The organism is Vogesella alkaliphila (genome assembly GCF_014652475.1).
GTDB lineage: Bacteria > Pseudomonadota > Gammaproteobacteria > Burkholderiales > Chromobacteriaceae > Vogesella > Vogesella alkaliphila.
Genome location: NZ_BMYW01000005.1, coordinates 70,692 through 85,730 on the forward strand (window position 1 = coordinate 70,692; position 15,039 = coordinate 85,730).

Genomic DNA, 15,039 nt, shown 5'->3' on the forward strand with positions numbered 1-15,039 from the left:
TGGTGGTGTCGCCGGGTTCAGTGCTTGCGGTGGCAGGCATTGGGACAGCTGGCGCAGCGCTCGGACAGGCCGACACACTCCAGCGATTGTTTCAGCGAGCACACCGAGCGGCGGCAGGCGATGAAACGGATGTTCTCCTCGTTGGCCAGCTGGCGGAAATGCTTCATCACGTTGTGACCGAGGAAGTCGGTGAACAGGATCAGCAGGTCGGTGCCTGCCGGCAGGCGGTCCACCTTGCGCTGGTGCGAGCTGTTGCGCCCGCTGAGGTGCTTGTTGATGGAGATACCGAAGTTGTCCAGTACGCCAGGAATATTGCCCAGTGTATCGGCGCCGACCAGCATTGCATTCATGATGAGACCTTTCACTGTATTTTTAATAATGATATTTATTCTCATTTGCAAATGCAACTCAAAGTTGCATGGCCGGCACCGGCGTTGCATTTATGCCAAAGCGGTGACCTAGAGCTGCTTGCCGGCCAGCCAGATCGACCAGATCAGCCACATGCTGTTGAAGAAGGCCACCATGAAGCCGAGAAAGCCGAACAGTGGCAGGCCGAACAGCGTCGGGCCGCCATCCACCGTCATCACGATCGAGGAGCCGATGATCAGGCAACCGGTGACGATGCCCATCGTCAGCCGGTTGACGCTCTTGTCCAGCTGGTGGCCGAACTGTTCCAGCCGTTTCAGGTCGAGATTGATGCGGAACTTGCCGTGCTTGATGTCGCGGCCGATGCGGATGATGTCGCGCGGCAGGCTGGCCAGCATGGCGAAGCCGTCGCTCAGCGTTTCGCGGCCGCGCTTGAGCAGCGCCTCCGGACGGTAGCGCTCGATGATCAGCTTGCGCACGAACGGGGTGAGGTGTTCCACCAGCTGGAATTGCGGCTCCAGCTGCCGTCCCAGCCCCTCCAGCGTGATCAGCGCCTTGAACAGCATCGCCATGTCCGCCGGCAGCAGGATGCCGTGGTTGCGGATCAGCGCCATCAGGTCGTTGATCAGCTGCGACATGTTGAGGTCTTTCAGCATCACGTGGTCGTACTGGAAGAAGATCTCGCCGATGTCCTCGGCAAACTGCTCCTCGTCCACCGGCACGCTGCCGGTCCAGCCTATCAGTACCCCCATCATCGCATGCTCGTCGCGCTGCGCCATCGCCGCCAGCAGGTCGACGATCTCGTCGCGGCGACGGTGCGACAGGCGGCCAACCATGCCGAAGTCGATGAAGGCGATGCGGTCTTCCGGCAGGAAGATAACGTTGCCGGGGTGCGGGTCGGCGTGGAAGTAGCCGTTGAGCAGGATCATTTTCAGCACCGCGTCGGCCCCGCGCCGCGCCAGCAGTGGCGGACTCAGCCCCGCCGCTGGCAGCGCGCTGACCGGCGAGGCGCTGAAACCGTCGATGAAGTCCTGCACGTTGACGTCGGCACGGGTGTACTCCCAGTACACCTTGGGGATGCGGATGTAAGGATCCTCGGCAAAATCGCGGGCAAAGCGCTCCATATTGCGGGCTTCGGCGGCCAGATCCAGCTCGCGCTTCAGTGAGCGGGCAAACTGCGCGACGATGTCGGACGGCACGAAACGGCGGGCGTCGGGGAACTCCAGCTCGATCAGGTGGGCCAGATGCTCCAGGATGCGCAAGTCGGCGTCGACTTTCGGCACGATGCCGGGGCGGCGAAGCTTGACCACCACCTCGCTGCCGTCGTGCAGCGTGGCGCGGTGTACCTGCGCGATGGAGGCCGAGCCGATCGGTGTCATGTCGAAGCGGGCGAACAGCGTCTCCGGCGCCTCGCCCAGCACCTGTTGCAGGTAGGGCGCCAGCTGGGCTTCCGCTATCGGCGGCACGGTATTTTGCAGCTTTTCGAATTCATTGATCCATTCCGGCGCGAACAGGTCGACGCGCGTGGACAGGATCTGGCCCAGCTTGATAAAGGTGGGGCCCAGCTCCTCGAAGGCGAGGCGGACACGGATGGGGGCGGGGATGGCGTCGGCGCTGTCCGGCAGGCGCAGGTTGAACCACTCGCCGGCCTTTTCCACCGCCGCCGGCAGTCGCAGCCGCTGCACGAATTCACCCAGTCCGTGCTTGAACAGCACCGCGCTGATTTCGCGCAGGCGGGGCAAGTCGCGCATGGCGATCAATGTTTCTCTGAGCATTTTTTATGACCCCTTATGGCGGCTTTACAGTGCCGCATCGCTTCGTTACAGTGCAAGCCTATGAAATTGCATCTTCACCTGTTTGCCATCATTTTGGCCGGATTTATGTCGTTTGCCCATGCCGAACCGGAGTCGGGCGTCGGCAACAAGCCGAATCTGGGTATTTTCGCCGATCCGATTGCCCAGTTTGCCGCGCCAGGCGAAGAAGCCGTGGGTGACCTGCTGCTGCAGGCAATGAGCCTGCTGGGCGTGGCCTATCGCTTTGGCGGCAGTAGTCCGGAAACCGGCCTCGACTGCTCCGGCTTCATCCAGTACGTATTCCGCAAGTCCCTGCGCGTCAACCTGCCGCGCACCTCGGCCGAGATGGCGCGTGCCGGTCGGGTGATCGAACGCGACGAGCTGGCGCCGGGTGATCTGGTGTTCTACAACACGCGCGGTTTCCAGTATTCCCACGTCGGCCTCTATCTGGGCGGCAACAAGTTCATCCATTCGCCGCGCACCGGCAAGTCGGTGGAGGTGGTCAACATGGCCAACAGCTACTGGGTGCAGCGTTTCAATGGCGCCAGGCGGGTAAACCGTGGCGGTAGCGAGTGGAAAGAGCCGGCGACGGCGCGTGTGACGAACGACAGGCCGCCAGCGGAGAAAAGGTTGGCAGAGAAAAAAGTGGCCGAGAAAAAAGCGGCGGAGAGGCCGGGCAAGTCCAGCTCCCGTGCCGAGCGGCGCAAGGCGGCGCGCGAGCAGGAAACAGAACGCAAGGGCGCCAGCCGCAAGAAAAGCGAGCAGACCACGCGCAAAAAGAAAAAACCGGACTGAACGGATGGAACATTTCGGGATGGCGACTATCCATCCCCTTTCTAGCTTGCAGCCCGGATTGCGGGCTGCTGGCTTTTTCAGCAAGGTAAAACAGTCATGAGTTTGCAACTTCCCACCTGGTATGCCCCGGACGGCAGCGTGGTGTCCTGCACCGAGAAGATCAAGGTGATGACGGAAAATCTGCAGGAACTGGGCCAGATGGCGCAGGACGCGTTCGAGGACGCCATCCTGATGGGCTGCGATGAGCAGCAGGTGCGCGCGTTCCTGGTGGACATGATGCAGCGCCTGGAAAACCCCTACCAATCCTGAGCCCCCAATCCTGAGCAAGGTATCGATGTCTTTTCCTTTCGAGATATTTGTCGGGCTGCGCTACCTGCGCGCGCGGCGTCGTAACGGCTTTATTTCCTTCATCTCGCTGATGTCGGTGCTGGGCATCGCGCTGGGCGTGGCCGCGCTGATCGTGGTGCTGTCGGTGATGAACGGTTTCCAGCAGGAGATCCGCGGCCGCATGCTGTCGGTGGTGTCGCACGTCGAGGTCGGCAGCTACGATGGCCGCGTCGCCGGCTGGCCAACGTTGGCCGCAAGCCTGACGCGGCAGCCGCACGTGCTGGCCGCCGCGCCCTACGTCAACGCCCAGGGCCTGCTGTCCAGCGGCGGCGCGGTACGCGGCGCCATGGTGCGCGGCATCGTGCCGCAGCAGGAAGACAAGGTCATCGACCTCGGCCAGCAGATGCAGCGCGGTAAGCTGACCGACCTGCAGCCGGGCCAGTTCGGCATCCTGCTCGGTTACGAGCTGGCGCGGGCGCTGGGGGTAGAGGTGGGCGACAAGGTGACGCTGATCACGCCGCAGGGCAATGTCACCCCGGCCGGCATGATGCCGCGCCTGAAGCAGTTCACCGTCACCGGCGTGTTCAAGATCGGCATGTTCGAGTACGACGCGTCGCTGGCGATGATCCACCTGCGCGACGCGCAGGTACTGTTCCGCATGGGACAGGACGTGTCCGGCGTGCGCCTGAAGCTGGACGATCCGCTGCAGGCGCCGCAGGTCAAGGCGGCGCTGAACGGCCGGCTGGCGGCCAACCAGGTGGCCAGCGACTGGACCGACATGAACAGCAACTACTTCCGCGCGGTGCAGATCGAGAAACGGATGATGTTCATCATCCTGACGCTGATCGTGGCGGTGGCGGCGTTCAATCTGGTGTCGACGCTGGTGATGGTGGTCACCGACAAGCAGGCCGACATCGCCATCCTGCGCACCCTGGGCGCCAGCCCGGCCAGCATCATGCAGATCTTCATGATCCAGGGCTCGGTGGCCGGCGTGCTCGGCACCGTCAGCGGGGTCGCCGGCGGCCTGCTGCTGGCCTTCAACCTGGACGTGATCCTGCCGGCGATCGAACGCGTGCTCGGCATGCGCCTGCTGTCCAGCGAGGTGTACCTGATCGACTACCTGCCGTCCGAGGTGCAGTCGTCGGACGTGGTCACCATCGCCGTCATTTCCCTGGTGTTGTCGCTGCTGGCAACGCTGTATCCAAGCTGGCGCGCGGCGCGTACCCGCCCGGCGGAGGCTCTGCGTTATGAGTGAAGTCCTGTCCTGCCGCGATCTGGGGCGCGTCTACCGCGAGGGCGAGCTCGACGTCCGCGTGCTCGCCGGTATCAACCTGTCGGTGCAGCAAGGCGAGCGCCTGGCCATCGTCGGCGCCTCCGGCTCCGGCAAGAGCACCCTGCTGCACCTGCTGGGCGGGCTGGACCGGCCCAGCAGCGGCGAGGTGCTGCTGATGGGGCAGGCGATCGGCGGCCTGTCCGAGCAGAAGCTGGGCGAGCTGCGCAACCGCAGTCTCGGCTTTGTCTACCAGTTCCACCACCTGCTGCCGGAATTCAGCGCGCTGGAAAACGTGATGATGCCGCTCTTGATCCGGCGCACGCCGCGTCACGAAGCGGCGCTGGCGGCGCAGGCGATGCTGGAGCGCGTCGGACTCGGCGCGCGGTTGCAGCACAAACCGGGCGAGCTGTCCGGCGGCGAGCGGCAGCGTGCGGCGATGGCGCGCGCGCTGGTGACCAATCCGGCCTGCCTGCTGGCCGACGAGCCGACCGGCAACCTTGACCGCGCCAATGCCGAGGCGGTGTTCGAGCTGATGCTGGAACTGAACCGCACGCTGGGCACCAGCCTGATCATCGTCACCCATGACCACGAACTGGCACACCGCGTCGGCAAGGTGCTGACCCTGACGCCGCAAGGCCTGAGCGTTGCGGCCAACCTTGAGCACGAAACATGATCAATACCGTGAACGACATGCTGGACGGCTGGACGCCGGGGGTCACCCTGCACCGGCTGGGCCAGGTGATCCAGGGCGAAACCGGCTGGCAGGAACTGCTGGTCGGCGTCGCCGCCTTGCTGTGCGCCTGGCTGTGGGCGCGGCAGCTGTACCGCCGCTATTTCCAGGCTACACAGGTGCAGGAGTGGCCGTTCGGCAAATACCTGCTGTACCGGCTGGTGTATCCGCTGTCGGCGCAGCTGCTGACCCAGGCGCTGGCGCTGGGCTGGCAGCTGCTGCAGGGGCAGTCGTCGGTGATCCTGATGCTGTCGGCGACGCTGCTGTTCTGGCTGTCGCTGATCCGGGTACTGACCGCCATCGTGCGCCACGCGCTGCCGGAGGGCAAAGTGGAGCGCCACTCGGAACACCTGCTGGCGATGCTGCTGTGGCTGGCCTTCGCCGCGTGGGTGACCGGCATCGACAATCTGGTGCTGAGCTGGCTGGAGTCGGTGCGCTTCCGCGTCGGCAAGAACGAGCTGAACCTGCTGATGATCCTGTCGGCGCTGCTGTGGGTGTCGGTGATCCTGGTCGGCGCGCTGTGGGTCAGCAAGCTGATCGAGAAGCGGGTGATGAAGCTCGGCGACATCGACATGAACCTGCGCTTCGTGATCAGCAAGCTGGCGCGCACGCTGCTGATCATCGGCGCGGTGATGGTGGCGCTGCCCATCGTCGGTATCGACCTCACCGTGCTGTCGGTGTTCGGTGGCGCGCTGGGTGTCGGCCTCGGCTTCGGCTTGCAGAAGATCGCCAGCAACTACGTGTCCGGCTTCATCATCCTGCTCGACCGCTCCATCCGCATCGGCGACCGGCTGATGGTCGACGGCCGCGTCGGCTACGTCAGCAAGATCACCGCGCGCTACGTGGTGCTGAAGGGGCTGGACGGCAGCGAGGTGCTGGTGCCGAACGAGGCGCTGATCGCCAACACCGTGATCAACCAGTCCTATACCGACAAGCAGATCTGGATCAGCATGCCGATCCAGGTCGCCTACGACACCGATCTGGAACTGGCGCAACGCCTGCTGCGCGAGGCCGCCGAGCACCCGCGGGTGATGACCGATCCGGCGCCGAACGCCTTTGTCACCGCCTTTGCCGAGTCCGGCGTCAATATGGAAATCGGGCTGTGGGTGAAGGACCCGGAAAACGGCATCGCCGGCCTGCGTTCCGACATCAACCTGCGCATCTGGCAGCTGTTCAAGCAGCACCATATCCAGATCCCGTACCCGCAGCGCGAACTGCGGGTGGTCAACCAGGCGGTGGCCGTGCCACCGGTCGAGGCCAGTGCATGAGCTGCCAGACACTTGCCGTCATTGACGACGACGCCGCGGTACGGCAATCGCTGCTGTGGCTGCTGGAAAGCGACACCCTGCGCGTCACCGGTTTCGACAGCGCCGAGGCCTTCCTCGCCGCACCGGACAATACCGCCTTCAACTGCCTGATCGTCGACCTGCGCCTGTCCGGCATGAGCGGCATCGTGCTGCTGCAAACGTTGGCCGCATGGGCGTACTGCCCGCCGGTGGTGATGCTGACCGGCCACGGCGACGTGCCGCACGCGGTGGCGGCGTTCAAGCTGGGCGTGGTCGACTTCCTGGAAAAACCGTTCGACGACCAGCGCCTGCTGGCGCAGGTCGAGCACTGCCTACAGCAGGACCGCGTCGCGCGCGAGCAGCACCAGCGCACATCGCGGCTGCACCAGACGCTGGCGACGCTGACCGAGCGTGAAAAGGAAGTGATGCAGCTGGTGCTGGCCGGCCTGCTCAACAAGCAGATCGCCGAGGCGCTACACATCAGCATGAAGACGGTGGAAGTGCACCGCGCGCGGGTGTTCGACAAGATGGGCGTCAAGTCGGCGGTGGAGCTGGCCGGCCTGATCGCCAGCCTCGCCGGCACGGCGGGCAAGCCATGAGCAAGCCAGCGAAGCAGCCGGTATCGGTGCTGGTGGTGATTCACAGCGCCGACGGTCAGGTGTTGCTGATCGAACGCGCCGACCGCCCCGGCTTCTGGCAGTCGGTGACCGGCAGCCGCGAAGGCGACGAGCACCTGTGCGACACCGCGCGGCGCGAGGTGTTCGAGGAAACCGGCATCGATGCGGCCAAGCTTGCGCTGAACGACTGGCAGCAGCAGAACGTGTACGAGATCTACCCGCACTGGCGCCACCGTTACGCGCCGGGGGTGACGCACAACACCGAGCACGTGTTCAGCCTGCAGCTGCCGGCACCGTGCGAGGTGCGGCTGGCCGCCGCCGAGCATCTGGCCTGGTGCTGGCTGCCGTGGCCGCAGGCGGCCGACAAGGTGTTCTCTCCGTCCAATGCCGCGGCGATCCGCGCGCTGGGACAAAGGTTGGCGACTACTGGCAAATGCTGAAAGTGATTGTGCCATTTTCAAGTTTTTTGCATTAAAGTCTTGCCGGGCTTGCCGGCACTCGCCATCATGAAGTGTACCCATTCGAGATAAAGGCAGGGCCGAGTCATGACAATTGACTTCTCCCGACTGCGGGCGCTGATCGTCGACGACCAGATGCTGGTGCGCTCGCTGGTGGCGCAGGCGCTGCGCACCATGGGCTTTGCGCCGGAAAACCTGTCGCAGGCGGTGGACGGCTCCTTCGCCAAGCGCACGCTGGAAGCCAAGCCGATCGACATCGTGCTGTGCGACGTGCAGATGGAGCCGATGAACGGCCTCGACGTGCTGAAAGACCTGCGCTGCGGCCGCACCAACAATCCGCCCAACCTGCCGTTCGTGTTCCTGTCCGGCCATCCGGAAAAGAACAATATCGTCATCGCCGCGCAGCTGCACGCCGACGGTTTCATCATCAAGCCGCCCAAGCCGGCCGACATGGAAAAGACCCTGCGCCTGGCGCTGACGCGGCAGCGCCCGGACATCGACCCGTTCTCCTACTACAAGGTAGCCACCGGCACCGCCTTTGACCGCCACGTGTTCGGCGAACTGGTGACACAGGCGTCGCTGCTGCTGGACGAGGACGACAAGCCGGTACAGCGCCTCGGTCTGGGCGCGGTGAAACCGGGAAGCCGGCTGGCGCGTGATCTATACAACAAGACGGGGCAGCTGCTGTTGCTGCGCGGCAGCGAGATCACCAGGACGCAGCTGCGCGTGCTGCGGCAGTTTCCGGAACGCTTCGGCGTCGACGCGATCGAGATCAGCTGCGAGCCGGACAGCGACATCCCGCCCCCCCCCCCGACCGCCTGAGCCACGCGAGGTCCGCCATGAGCAAGCACGGCCAGCAGCAGCAAACCGCCGGCATCGGCCAGGCGGTGATCCTGATCGTGGTGATACTCGGCTCGCTGCAGCTGGTGGCCTCCGGCCTGCTGATCCGCTCCGGCGTGTTCAACTACCGGCAGGCCAGCCAGCACGCCACGCTCAATGCGGCCAACCTTGACATCTTCCTGCTGGCCTCGGCCATCAACCGCGAAAACCAGCTCCAGCTTGGCCTGCTGGCGCTGACACGCCCGGCCAGCCGGCGCGAAAACGCCGAGCTGCAGCAGGCGCGCAGTGCCACCGACCAGCGCCTGCACATCGCGCTGCGGCGGCTGGCGCAACCGTTGGCCGAGGACAGCAATGCCGCGCTGCTGCAATTGCAGGAACGACTGCCGCACCTGCGCCAGCGGCGACAGGAGATGGACAAGGTGCTGGCGCGGCGACCGGTGCGGTTCGACGAGAATGCGATCTTCGGCTGGAAGCTGTCGGTGGGCACCTGGCAGGACGCGATCGACAAGGTGCTGCGCCTGGACGCCTTCCTGCTGTCCGACGGTGCCGACGACCGCCTCAACCGGCTGGCAGAAACCAAGTACCAGCTGTGGCAGCTGAGCCGCTCGCTGGAGCAGGAAGGCAATGCGCTGATCATCCGCGCGCAGCTGGCGCGCAAGCTCAATTCCACCGACGAGTACGAGCTGGTGCGCAGCCGCGAGCGCGCCTTGCTGCTGCTGGAGTCCTTGCGCTACAACACCGGCTATCTCGGCGATGCCGTGCTGCGCCGGCAACTGGCGATGCTGGCGACCCAGACCTGGCAGCTGCACCAGCGCGCCGACCGGCAGCTGCTGGCGCTGGAGCAGGGCGGTGCCATGCCGGCCACGGCGCACGAGTACAGGACGGCCGTGCAGCAGGTCGATCGCAATCTGGGCGCCTTCTTTGCCGAGCTGACCCGCGCCGCGGCCGACCGTGTCGACGAGCAGCAGCAGCGCTACGCGCAAAGCCTGGCGCTGAACATCTCCTTCGCCCTGCTGGCGCTGTTGCTGTACGCCTACCTGCTGCTGCGCATGCGCTACCGCATCCTGCGCCCGCTGCAGCGCATGCAGCGGGTGCTGGACGCGGCGGCGGACGCGATCCTGACCGTCAACGCCAGCCACCGCATCGAGGTCGCCAACTACGGCGCCGCGAAGATGTTCGGCCTGCCACTGGCGGCGCTGCAGGGGCTGGCGCTGGACGAGATCCTCAGCGTCGACGGTGCCGACGCCGACTGGCTGGATGACGAGGGCCGCTTCGACGTGTCGCGCGCCGGCAGCGGCCGCCGGCACGACGGCAGCCGTTTCTTTGCCGCGATTACCGTCAGCCCGCTGGTGGACGGGCGCGACGGCCGCCACAGCCGCCGGCTGCTGATCATCCGCGACGAACACCAGCGCACCATCGCCGAGCAGTCGCTGGCGCGCAGCATGCAGCTGCTATCGGCGATCCAGCGCGTGGAGAGCCTGCTGTTCGCCCGCAGCCCGCGGCAGACGGTATTCCGCGAGGTGCTGCGCATCCTGCTGGACTACTTCGGCGTCGCCGAGGGCCTGGTGCTGTCGCTGGAGGCGTCGCACGACAAGTCGGCGTCATTCCGCATCCAGGCGCGGCTGGGCAACGGCAAGGAGCCGTCGTGGGTGGCGCGCTTCCGCGAGCTGCCGCTGGCGGAAGCGCTGCAGCAGGGGCAGTTGCAGCAAACCATCTCCGAGGATGGCTGGACCTTCCTGCCCATCCAGATCGACAGCCGCACGGTGATGGTGGCCGGCATCGCCATCGACTCGATTGCCGACGCGCACTACCAGGCGTTGCAGCCGCTGCTCGGCGCCTGCGGCAGCATCGTCAGCTTTTACGCCGAGGAAGACCGCCGTCGTGCCAGCGAGCGCAACCTGCGCGAAGTGCTGCAGCTGGAAGAGGCGATCTACAGCGCGTCGCCGGTCGGGCTGATGCGGCTGGACAACAACGACCACATCGTGCGCGTCAACCGCGCGGGCGAGGCGCTGTTCGGCACCCGCGAGGACGGGCTGCAGGGCGTGCCGCTGCGCGAACTGCTCGGCAGCGACGAGGCGTGGCGTCAGCTGCACGACGGGCTGGAACAGGTGCGCCGCGACGACAGCCACCTCAATCTCGAAATCGAATGCGTGCAGGCCAGCGGCAAGCCGATCTGGGTGCTGTTCGCCGGCCAGCTGCTGTTCCCGGGCATGGCCGAGGACGGCGTGATCCTCGCCTGCTTCGACATCACCGGCCGGCGCGAGGCGGAGGAGGGCGTGCTGCGCGCGCGCGATGCCGCCGCCGAGGCGCGCCAGCAGCTGGAGCTGGCGATCGACTCGCTGGATGACGCCTTCGCGCTGTTCGACGCCGGCGACCGGCTGGTGCGCTGCAACAGCCACTTTGCCCGCCTGGCCGGCGCCGGCAACACGCCGGAAACGCTGAAGGGGCAACCCTTCGCCAACGTGCTGCGCGCCAGCCTGATCGCCGGCGAGCAGCCGGAGCCGGGCTACGAGGAGCACAGCTGGTTCGTCGAGCGGCTGGCACGCTACGGTCGCGAGGCGTCGTCGTTCGAGCTGCGCTGGAACGAGCGCTGGCTGCAGCAGGCGTCGCGGCGAGTGCCAGACGGCGGCGCGGTGTGCGTGCTGACCGACATCAGCGCGCTGAAGCAGCAGCAGGCCGACCTGCTGCTGGCGCGCGATGCGGCCAACGCCGCCAGCCGCGCCAAGAGCGCCTTCCTCGCCGCGATGAGCCACGAGATCCGCACCCCGATGAACGGCGTGCTGGGCATGCTGGAGCTGCTGTCGCTGACGGCGCTGGACGAGGCGCAGCGCGACGCGGTGGACACGGTGCAGGAGTCGGCGCACACCCTGCTGCGCCTGATCGACGACATTCTGGACTTTTCCAAGATCGAGGCCGGCAAGCTGGAGATCATCCCCGAGCCGGCGTCGGTGCGCGTGCTGATGCAGCGCGTGCACCACCTGTACACGGAGCTGGCGCAGCGCAAGCAGCTGTGGTTCCTGCTCGACATCGACGAGCAGGTGGCGCCGGCGTTGCGTTTCGACCCGTTGCGCCTGCGCCAGATCCTGCAGAACTTCTGCAGCAATGCGCTGAAGTTCACGCAGCAGGGGCAGGTGACGCTGCGCGTGCGCTGCCTGGAAACGACCGCCAGCGAGCAGTGGCTGCGTTTCGAGGTGGCCGACACCGGCATCGGCATCGACCGCCAGCAGCTGGCCCGGTTGTTCGAGCCGTTCACCCAGGCGGAGAGCAGCACCGCGCGCCGCTTCGGCGGCACCGGCCTCGGGCTGACCATCTGCCGGCGCCTGTCCGGGCTGATGGGCGGGACGGTGGCGATGGACAGCGAGCCGGGCCGCGGCACCGTCGCCTCGCTGGAGATCCGCTTCCCCTTGTGCGACGCCGCCGAGCTGCCGCAGGCGAGCGAGCTGGATCATGCCGCCATCGTGGCCACGAGCGCGGGTTTGATGCGCGACATGGCGCCGGTGCTGTTTGTGGAAGACAATTCAATCAACCGCAAGCTGACCGTCAAGCAGTTCGAGCTGCTCGGCTACCCGGTGGTGACCGCCGTGGACGGGCTGATGGCGCTGAGCCTGTGGCAGCAGCAGACCTTCTCGCTGGTGCTGACCGACTGCCACATGCCGCAGATGGACGGTTACGCGCTGGCGCAGGCGATACGCAGCCAGGAGGCGGCCCAGGGCCGTGCGCCGGTGCCGATCATCGCCTGCACCGCCAACGTGGCGAAGGAAGAGCTGGACAAGACCCGTGCCGCCGGCATGGACGACTTCCTCAGCAAGCCGCTGGGGCTGGCGGCGCTGAAGGACATGCTGCACAAGTGGCTGGGCGACCTTGCCCTGCCGGCTGCGCCGCTGGCAACGGCGGTGGCGGCGGCCACGCCGGCGGCGGTCGACCGCCAGGCGCTGGCGATATACAGCGGCGGAGACTGGTCGGTGGAGCAGGCGATCCTGGACGAGTTCATGCAGGGCAACGACGAGGACGTCGCCGCCCTGGCGCGGGCGGTGGCCGCCGGAGACGCCGCGCAGATCGCCTGGTCGGCGCACCGGATCAAGGGCGCCAGCCGCATGGTCGGTGCCATGGCGCTGGGCGATGCGGCAGAAGCACTGGAAAAAGCGGGACGCGCCGTCGAGCTGTCGGCAATCCCGGCCCTATGGCAGCAATTCAATACAGCGCAGGCGGCGGTGACCGCCTGGCTGGAGGAGCAGGCCTCGTGCCAAGCAAGCGCCTGAGCGTGGTGACCTTCAACCTGCACAAGGGGATGTCGCCGTTCAACCGCCGTTCCCACATGCAGGAAATCGCCAGCGCGCTGCAGCAGCTGTCCGCCGACGTGCTGTTCCTGCAGGAGGTGCAGGGCCGTCATGCCGGGCGCGAGCAGCACCATGCCGGCTGGCCGCAGCACGACTTCCTGGCCGCGGCACTGACCCATTCCGCCAGCTACGGCATGAATGCGCGCTACGACCACGGCCATCACGGCAATGCGGTGTTGTCACGCTTTCCGCAGCGGCTGGCCGCCAACCAGGACATCTCGGTCAACCGTCTGGAGCGGCGCGGCATCCTGCACACCGTGATCCAGCCACAAGGTTGGCCGCAAGCGGTGGCCTGCCTCTGCGCCCATCTCAACCTGCTGGCGCGCGACCGCCGCCGCCAGTACCTGACGCTGCAGCACTACATCCAGCAGCACATTCCGGCCAGCATGCCGCTGATCCTGGCCGGCGATTTCAACGACTGGCGTGGCGAGGCCGACAGCTGGCTGGGCCGCGGCTGCGGCCTGCAGGAGGTGTTCGTGCAGCAGCAGGGCCAGCACGCGCGCAGCTTCCCGGCGCGGCTGCCGCTGCTGCCGCTGGACCGCATCTACGTGCGCGGCCTGCGCGTCCACCAGGTGGCGGTGTGTCGCGGCCAACCCTGGTCGCACCTGTCCGACCACCTGCCGCTGTTTGCCAGCCTGTCGCTGGCGTCCTGAGCCGGCGGCACGGTCCTACGCCTCGCCGCCGTCCCTGAACCACAGCGCATCCGGCAACTGGCCGAACACGCTGCGCAGCCCCTCGCCCCAGCCCTGACGCAGCGCCAGAAAGTACGGGTCGTCCTCGGTCACGCGGTGGCGCGGCGCAAAGTCGAAGTTATCGCGCTGCTGCCACAACAGATCAATGGGCAGCCCCACCGACAGGTTGGAGCGGATGGTGGAATCGAAGGAAATCAGCGTGCACTTGATCGCCTGCGCCAGCGGCGTGTCGTGGCGGATCACCCGGTCGAGGATGGGCTTGCCGTATTTGGCTTCGCCGATCTGCAAATAGGGCGTGTCCGGCGTGGCCTCGATGAAATTGCCCTGCGGGTAGACCTGGAACAGCCGTGGCGGCTCGCCCTTGATCTGCCCGCCCAGCAGGAAGCTGCAGCTGTAGTCCACGCCCTGGCTCTGGGTCTGGCCGTCGCCGTCGCGCGCGATCACCTCGCGCACCGTCTTGCCCACCAGCTCCGCCGCCTGGTACAGGCTGCTTACCGTGTGCAGGTTGGCCGCATCGTGGCTGAGCCGGCTTTTCAGCAGGCTCACCACGCTCTGGGTGGTGGCCAGGTTGCCGGCGTTCAGCAGCACGATCTGCCGCTCGCCCGGCACTGCGATCACGTTCATCTTGCGGAAGGTGGCCACATGGTCCACCCCCGCGTTGGTGCGCGAATCCGAGGCGAAGATCAGCCCCTCGTCCAGCACCATGCCTACGCAGTAAGTCATTGCTGATCCGCCTCCGTCACCCGCGCATGTGCCTGCAGCGCCTCGCTGCCGCCGCCACGGCGCACGCCGCGTACCGGGCTGGCATCGGTGTAGTCCAGCCCCACCGCCAGCTTCAGGTGGTGGCGGTCCGGGCGCATGCGGTTGCTGATGTCGAAGCCCAGCCAGCGGCCGTTGGCATGCACTTCGGCCCAGGCGTGGCTGGCCACGTGGGTGTCGCGGTCGCTCAGCAGGTAGCCGCTGACATAGCGTGCCGGCAGCCCCAGGCTGCGACAGGCGGCGATGAACACGTGGCTGTGGTCCTGGCACACGCCGGCGCCCAGCGCCAGGGCCTGCGCCGCGGTGGTTTCCGCTGCGGTAACACCGCTGGTGTAGGGCATGGCGTCGGCCACCGCCTGCATCAGCGCGGCCAGGCCGGCCTCCGCGTCGGCGGCAATGGCGGCGGCGTGACTGGCCGCCAGCGCGCGAATGGCATCGTCCGGTTCGGTCAGCGTGCTGCCGCGCAGGAATACCGGCGGCGGCAGCATCTCGGCTTCCGCCGCCCAGTCGTCGCTGGTTTCCACCACGCCGTGGGCGCGCAGGCGGATCTCGCTATGCGGGGTGTCCAGGGTGAGCACGTGCAGGATGTTGCCGTAGGCATCGGTGCTTTCGCTGGCCGCCACCGGCAGCTCCAGCTGCCAGCTGATGATGCGCTGGTGGCTGCTTTGCGGCGGGGTCAATCGCAGGTACTGGGTACTGTGGCTGACCGTGGCGTCGTAGCGGTACACGGTTTCGTGATCGATGGTGAGTTGCATATTGCCCCCTG

14 protein-coding genes are annotated in these 15,039 nt (G+C 66.5%); 10 read left to right on the top strand and 4 right to left on the bottom strand.

Annotated elements, in window-relative coordinates; translation table 11 throughout:
• Positions 1–17: 17 nt before the first annotated feature.
• Both IE100_RS08960 and IE100_RS08965 read right to left on the bottom strand, forming a co-directional pair.
• The gene (locus tag IE100_RS08960) at positions 18–350 is read right to left on the bottom strand and encodes a DUF2325 domain-containing protein (protein ID WP_047967893.1); all 333 of its coding nucleotides are present in this window, start codon (positions 348–350) and stop codon (positions 18–20) included.
• A gap of 108 nt (positions 351–458) precedes the next feature.
• On the bottom strand, positions 459–2,117 hold the full coding sequence (locus tag IE100_RS08965; protein WP_229800306.1) for an ABC1 kinase family protein: 1,659 nt from the start codon (positions 2,115–2,117) through the stop codon (positions 459–461).
• A gap of 84 nt (positions 2,118–2,201) precedes the next feature.
• Here IE100_RS08965 and IE100_RS08970 point away from each other — a divergent pair, with 84 nt between their 5' ends.
• From IE100_RS08970 to IE100_RS09015, 10 genes are all read left to right on the top strand, one after another.
• On the top strand, positions 2,202–2,954 hold the full coding sequence (locus tag IE100_RS08970) for a C40 family peptidase (protein ID WP_189373755.1): 753 nt from the start codon (positions 2,202–2,204) through the stop codon (positions 2,952–2,954).
• Positions 2,955–3,050: 96 nt separating this feature from the next.
• A complete protein-coding gene (locus tag IE100_RS08975; protein ID WP_047967896.1) occupies positions 3,051–3,263 on the top strand; it encodes a hypothetical protein in 213 nt (70 codons plus the stop codon).
• Between the two features lie 25 nt (positions 3,264–3,288).
• Positions 3,289–4,536: a lipoprotein-releasing ABC transporter permease subunit gene (locus IE100_RS08980; protein WP_189373756.1), complete on the top strand. Its 1,248-nt coding sequence runs from the start codon at positions 3,289–3,291 to the stop codon at positions 4,534–4,536.
• Complete coding sequence (gene lolD / locus IE100_RS08985; RefSeq protein ID WP_189373757.1) at positions 4,529–5,227, top strand: lipoprotein-releasing ABC transporter ATP-binding protein LolD; 699 nt, start codon at positions 4,529–4,531, stop codon at positions 5,225–5,227. The genes IE100_RS08980 and lolD overlap by 8 nt, the downstream gene beginning before the upstream one ends.
• Positions 5,224–6,552, top strand: coding sequence for a mechanosensitive ion channel family protein (locus IE100_RS08990; RefSeq protein WP_229800307.1), 1,329 nt, complete (start codon positions 5,224–5,226; stop codon positions 6,550–6,552). Before lolD ends, IE100_RS08990 begins: the two co-directional genes overlap by 4 nt.
• Positions 6,549–7,169, top strand: coding sequence for a response regulator transcription factor (locus tag IE100_RS08995; RefSeq protein ID WP_189373758.1), 621 nt, complete (start codon positions 6,549–6,551; stop codon positions 7,167–7,169). Before IE100_RS08990 ends, IE100_RS08995 begins: the two co-directional genes overlap by 4 nt.
• The gene (gene nudB / locus IE100_RS09000) at positions 7,166–7,627 is read left to right on the top strand and encodes a dihydroneopterin triphosphate diphosphatase (RefSeq protein WP_189373759.1); all 462 of its coding nucleotides are present in this window, start codon (positions 7,166–7,168) and stop codon (positions 7,625–7,627) included. The genes IE100_RS08995 and nudB overlap by 4 nt, the downstream gene beginning before the upstream one ends.
• Before the next feature lie 105 nt (positions 7,628–7,732).
• Positions 7,733–8,467 (top strand): response regulator, encoded by a 735-nt coding sequence (locus tag IE100_RS09005; RefSeq protein ID WP_189373760.1) that lies wholly within the window; start codon positions 7,733–7,735, stop codon positions 8,465–8,467.
• 17 nt (positions 8,468–8,484) lie between these two features.
• The gene (locus IE100_RS09010; RefSeq protein WP_189373761.1) at positions 8,485–12,744 is read left to right on the top strand and encodes an ATP-binding protein; all 4,260 of its coding nucleotides are present in this window, start codon (positions 8,485–8,487) and stop codon (positions 12,742–12,744) included.
• Positions 12,726–13,475 (top strand): endonuclease/exonuclease/phosphatase family protein, encoded by a 750-nt coding sequence (locus tag IE100_RS09015; protein ID WP_229800308.1) that lies wholly within the window; start codon positions 12,726–12,728, stop codon positions 13,473–13,475. The genes IE100_RS09010 and IE100_RS09015 overlap by 19 nt, the downstream gene beginning before the upstream one ends.
• Positions 13,476–13,490: 15 nt before the next feature.
• Here IE100_RS09015 and IE100_RS09020 read toward each other — a convergent pair whose 3' ends face one another.
• Both IE100_RS09020 and IE100_RS09025 read right to left on the bottom strand, forming a co-directional pair.
• The gene (locus IE100_RS09020) at positions 13,491–14,237 is read right to left on the bottom strand and encodes a proteasome-type protease (protein WP_189373763.1); all 747 of its coding nucleotides are present in this window, start codon (positions 14,235–14,237) and stop codon (positions 13,491–13,493) included.
• Positions 14,234–15,028 carry a transglutaminase family protein gene (locus tag IE100_RS09025; protein ID WP_189373764.1) on the bottom strand — a complete coding sequence of 265 codons (795 nt, stop codon included), beginning with the start codon at positions 15,026–15,028 and terminating at the stop codon, positions 14,234–14,236. The genes IE100_RS09020 and IE100_RS09025 overlap by 4 nt, the downstream gene beginning before the upstream one ends.
• Between the last annotated feature and the right edge of the window lie 11 nt (positions 15,029–15,039).

Excerpts from the sequence above, each read along its gene's own strand:
- IE100_RS08960 (WP_047967893.1), bottom strand. The coding sequence starts at position 350 with ATGAATGCAATGCTGGTCGGCGCCGATACACTGGGCAATATTCCTGGC.
- IE100_RS08965 (WP_229800306.1), bottom strand. The coding sequence starts at position 2,117 with ATGCGCGACTTGCCCCGCCTGCGCGAAATCAGCGCGGTGCTGTTCAAG.
- IE100_RS08970 (WP_189373755.1), top strand. The coding sequence starts at position 2,202 with ATGAAATTGCATCTTCACCTGTTTGCCATCATTTTGGCCGGATTTATG.
- IE100_RS08975 (WP_047967896.1), top strand. The coding sequence starts at position 3,051 with ATGAGTTTGCAACTTCCCACCTGGTATGCCCCGGACGGCAGCGTGGTG.
- IE100_RS08980 (WP_189373756.1), top strand. The coding sequence starts at position 3,289 with ATGTCTTTTCCTTTCGAGATATTTGTCGGGCTGCGCTACCTGCGCGCG.
- lolD (WP_189373757.1), top strand. The coding sequence starts at position 4,529 with ATGAGTGAAGTCCTGTCCTGCCGCGATCTGGGGCGCGTCTACCGCGAG.
- IE100_RS08990 (WP_229800307.1), top strand. The coding sequence starts at position 5,224 with ATGATCAATACCGTGAACGACATGCTGGACGGCTGGACGCCGGGGGTC.
- IE100_RS08995 (WP_189373758.1), top strand. The coding sequence starts at position 6,549 with ATGAGCTGCCAGACACTTGCCGTCATTGACGACGACGCCGCGGTACGG.
- nudB (WP_189373759.1), top strand. The coding sequence starts at position 7,166 with ATGAGCAAGCCAGCGAAGCAGCCGGTATCGGTGCTGGTGGTGATTCAC.
- IE100_RS09005 (WP_189373760.1), top strand. The coding sequence starts at position 7,733 with ATGACAATTGACTTCTCCCGACTGCGGGCGCTGATCGTCGACGACCAG.
- IE100_RS09010 (WP_189373761.1), top strand. The coding sequence starts at position 8,485 with ATGAGCAAGCACGGCCAGCAGCAGCAAACCGCCGGCATCGGCCAGGCG.
- IE100_RS09020 (WP_189373763.1), bottom strand. The coding sequence starts at position 14,237 with ATGACTTACTGCGTAGGCATGGTGCTGGACGAGGGGCTGATCTTCGCC.
- IE100_RS09025 (WP_189373764.1), bottom strand. The coding sequence starts at position 15,028 with ATGCAACTCACCATCGATCACGAAACCGTGTACCGCTACGACGCCACG.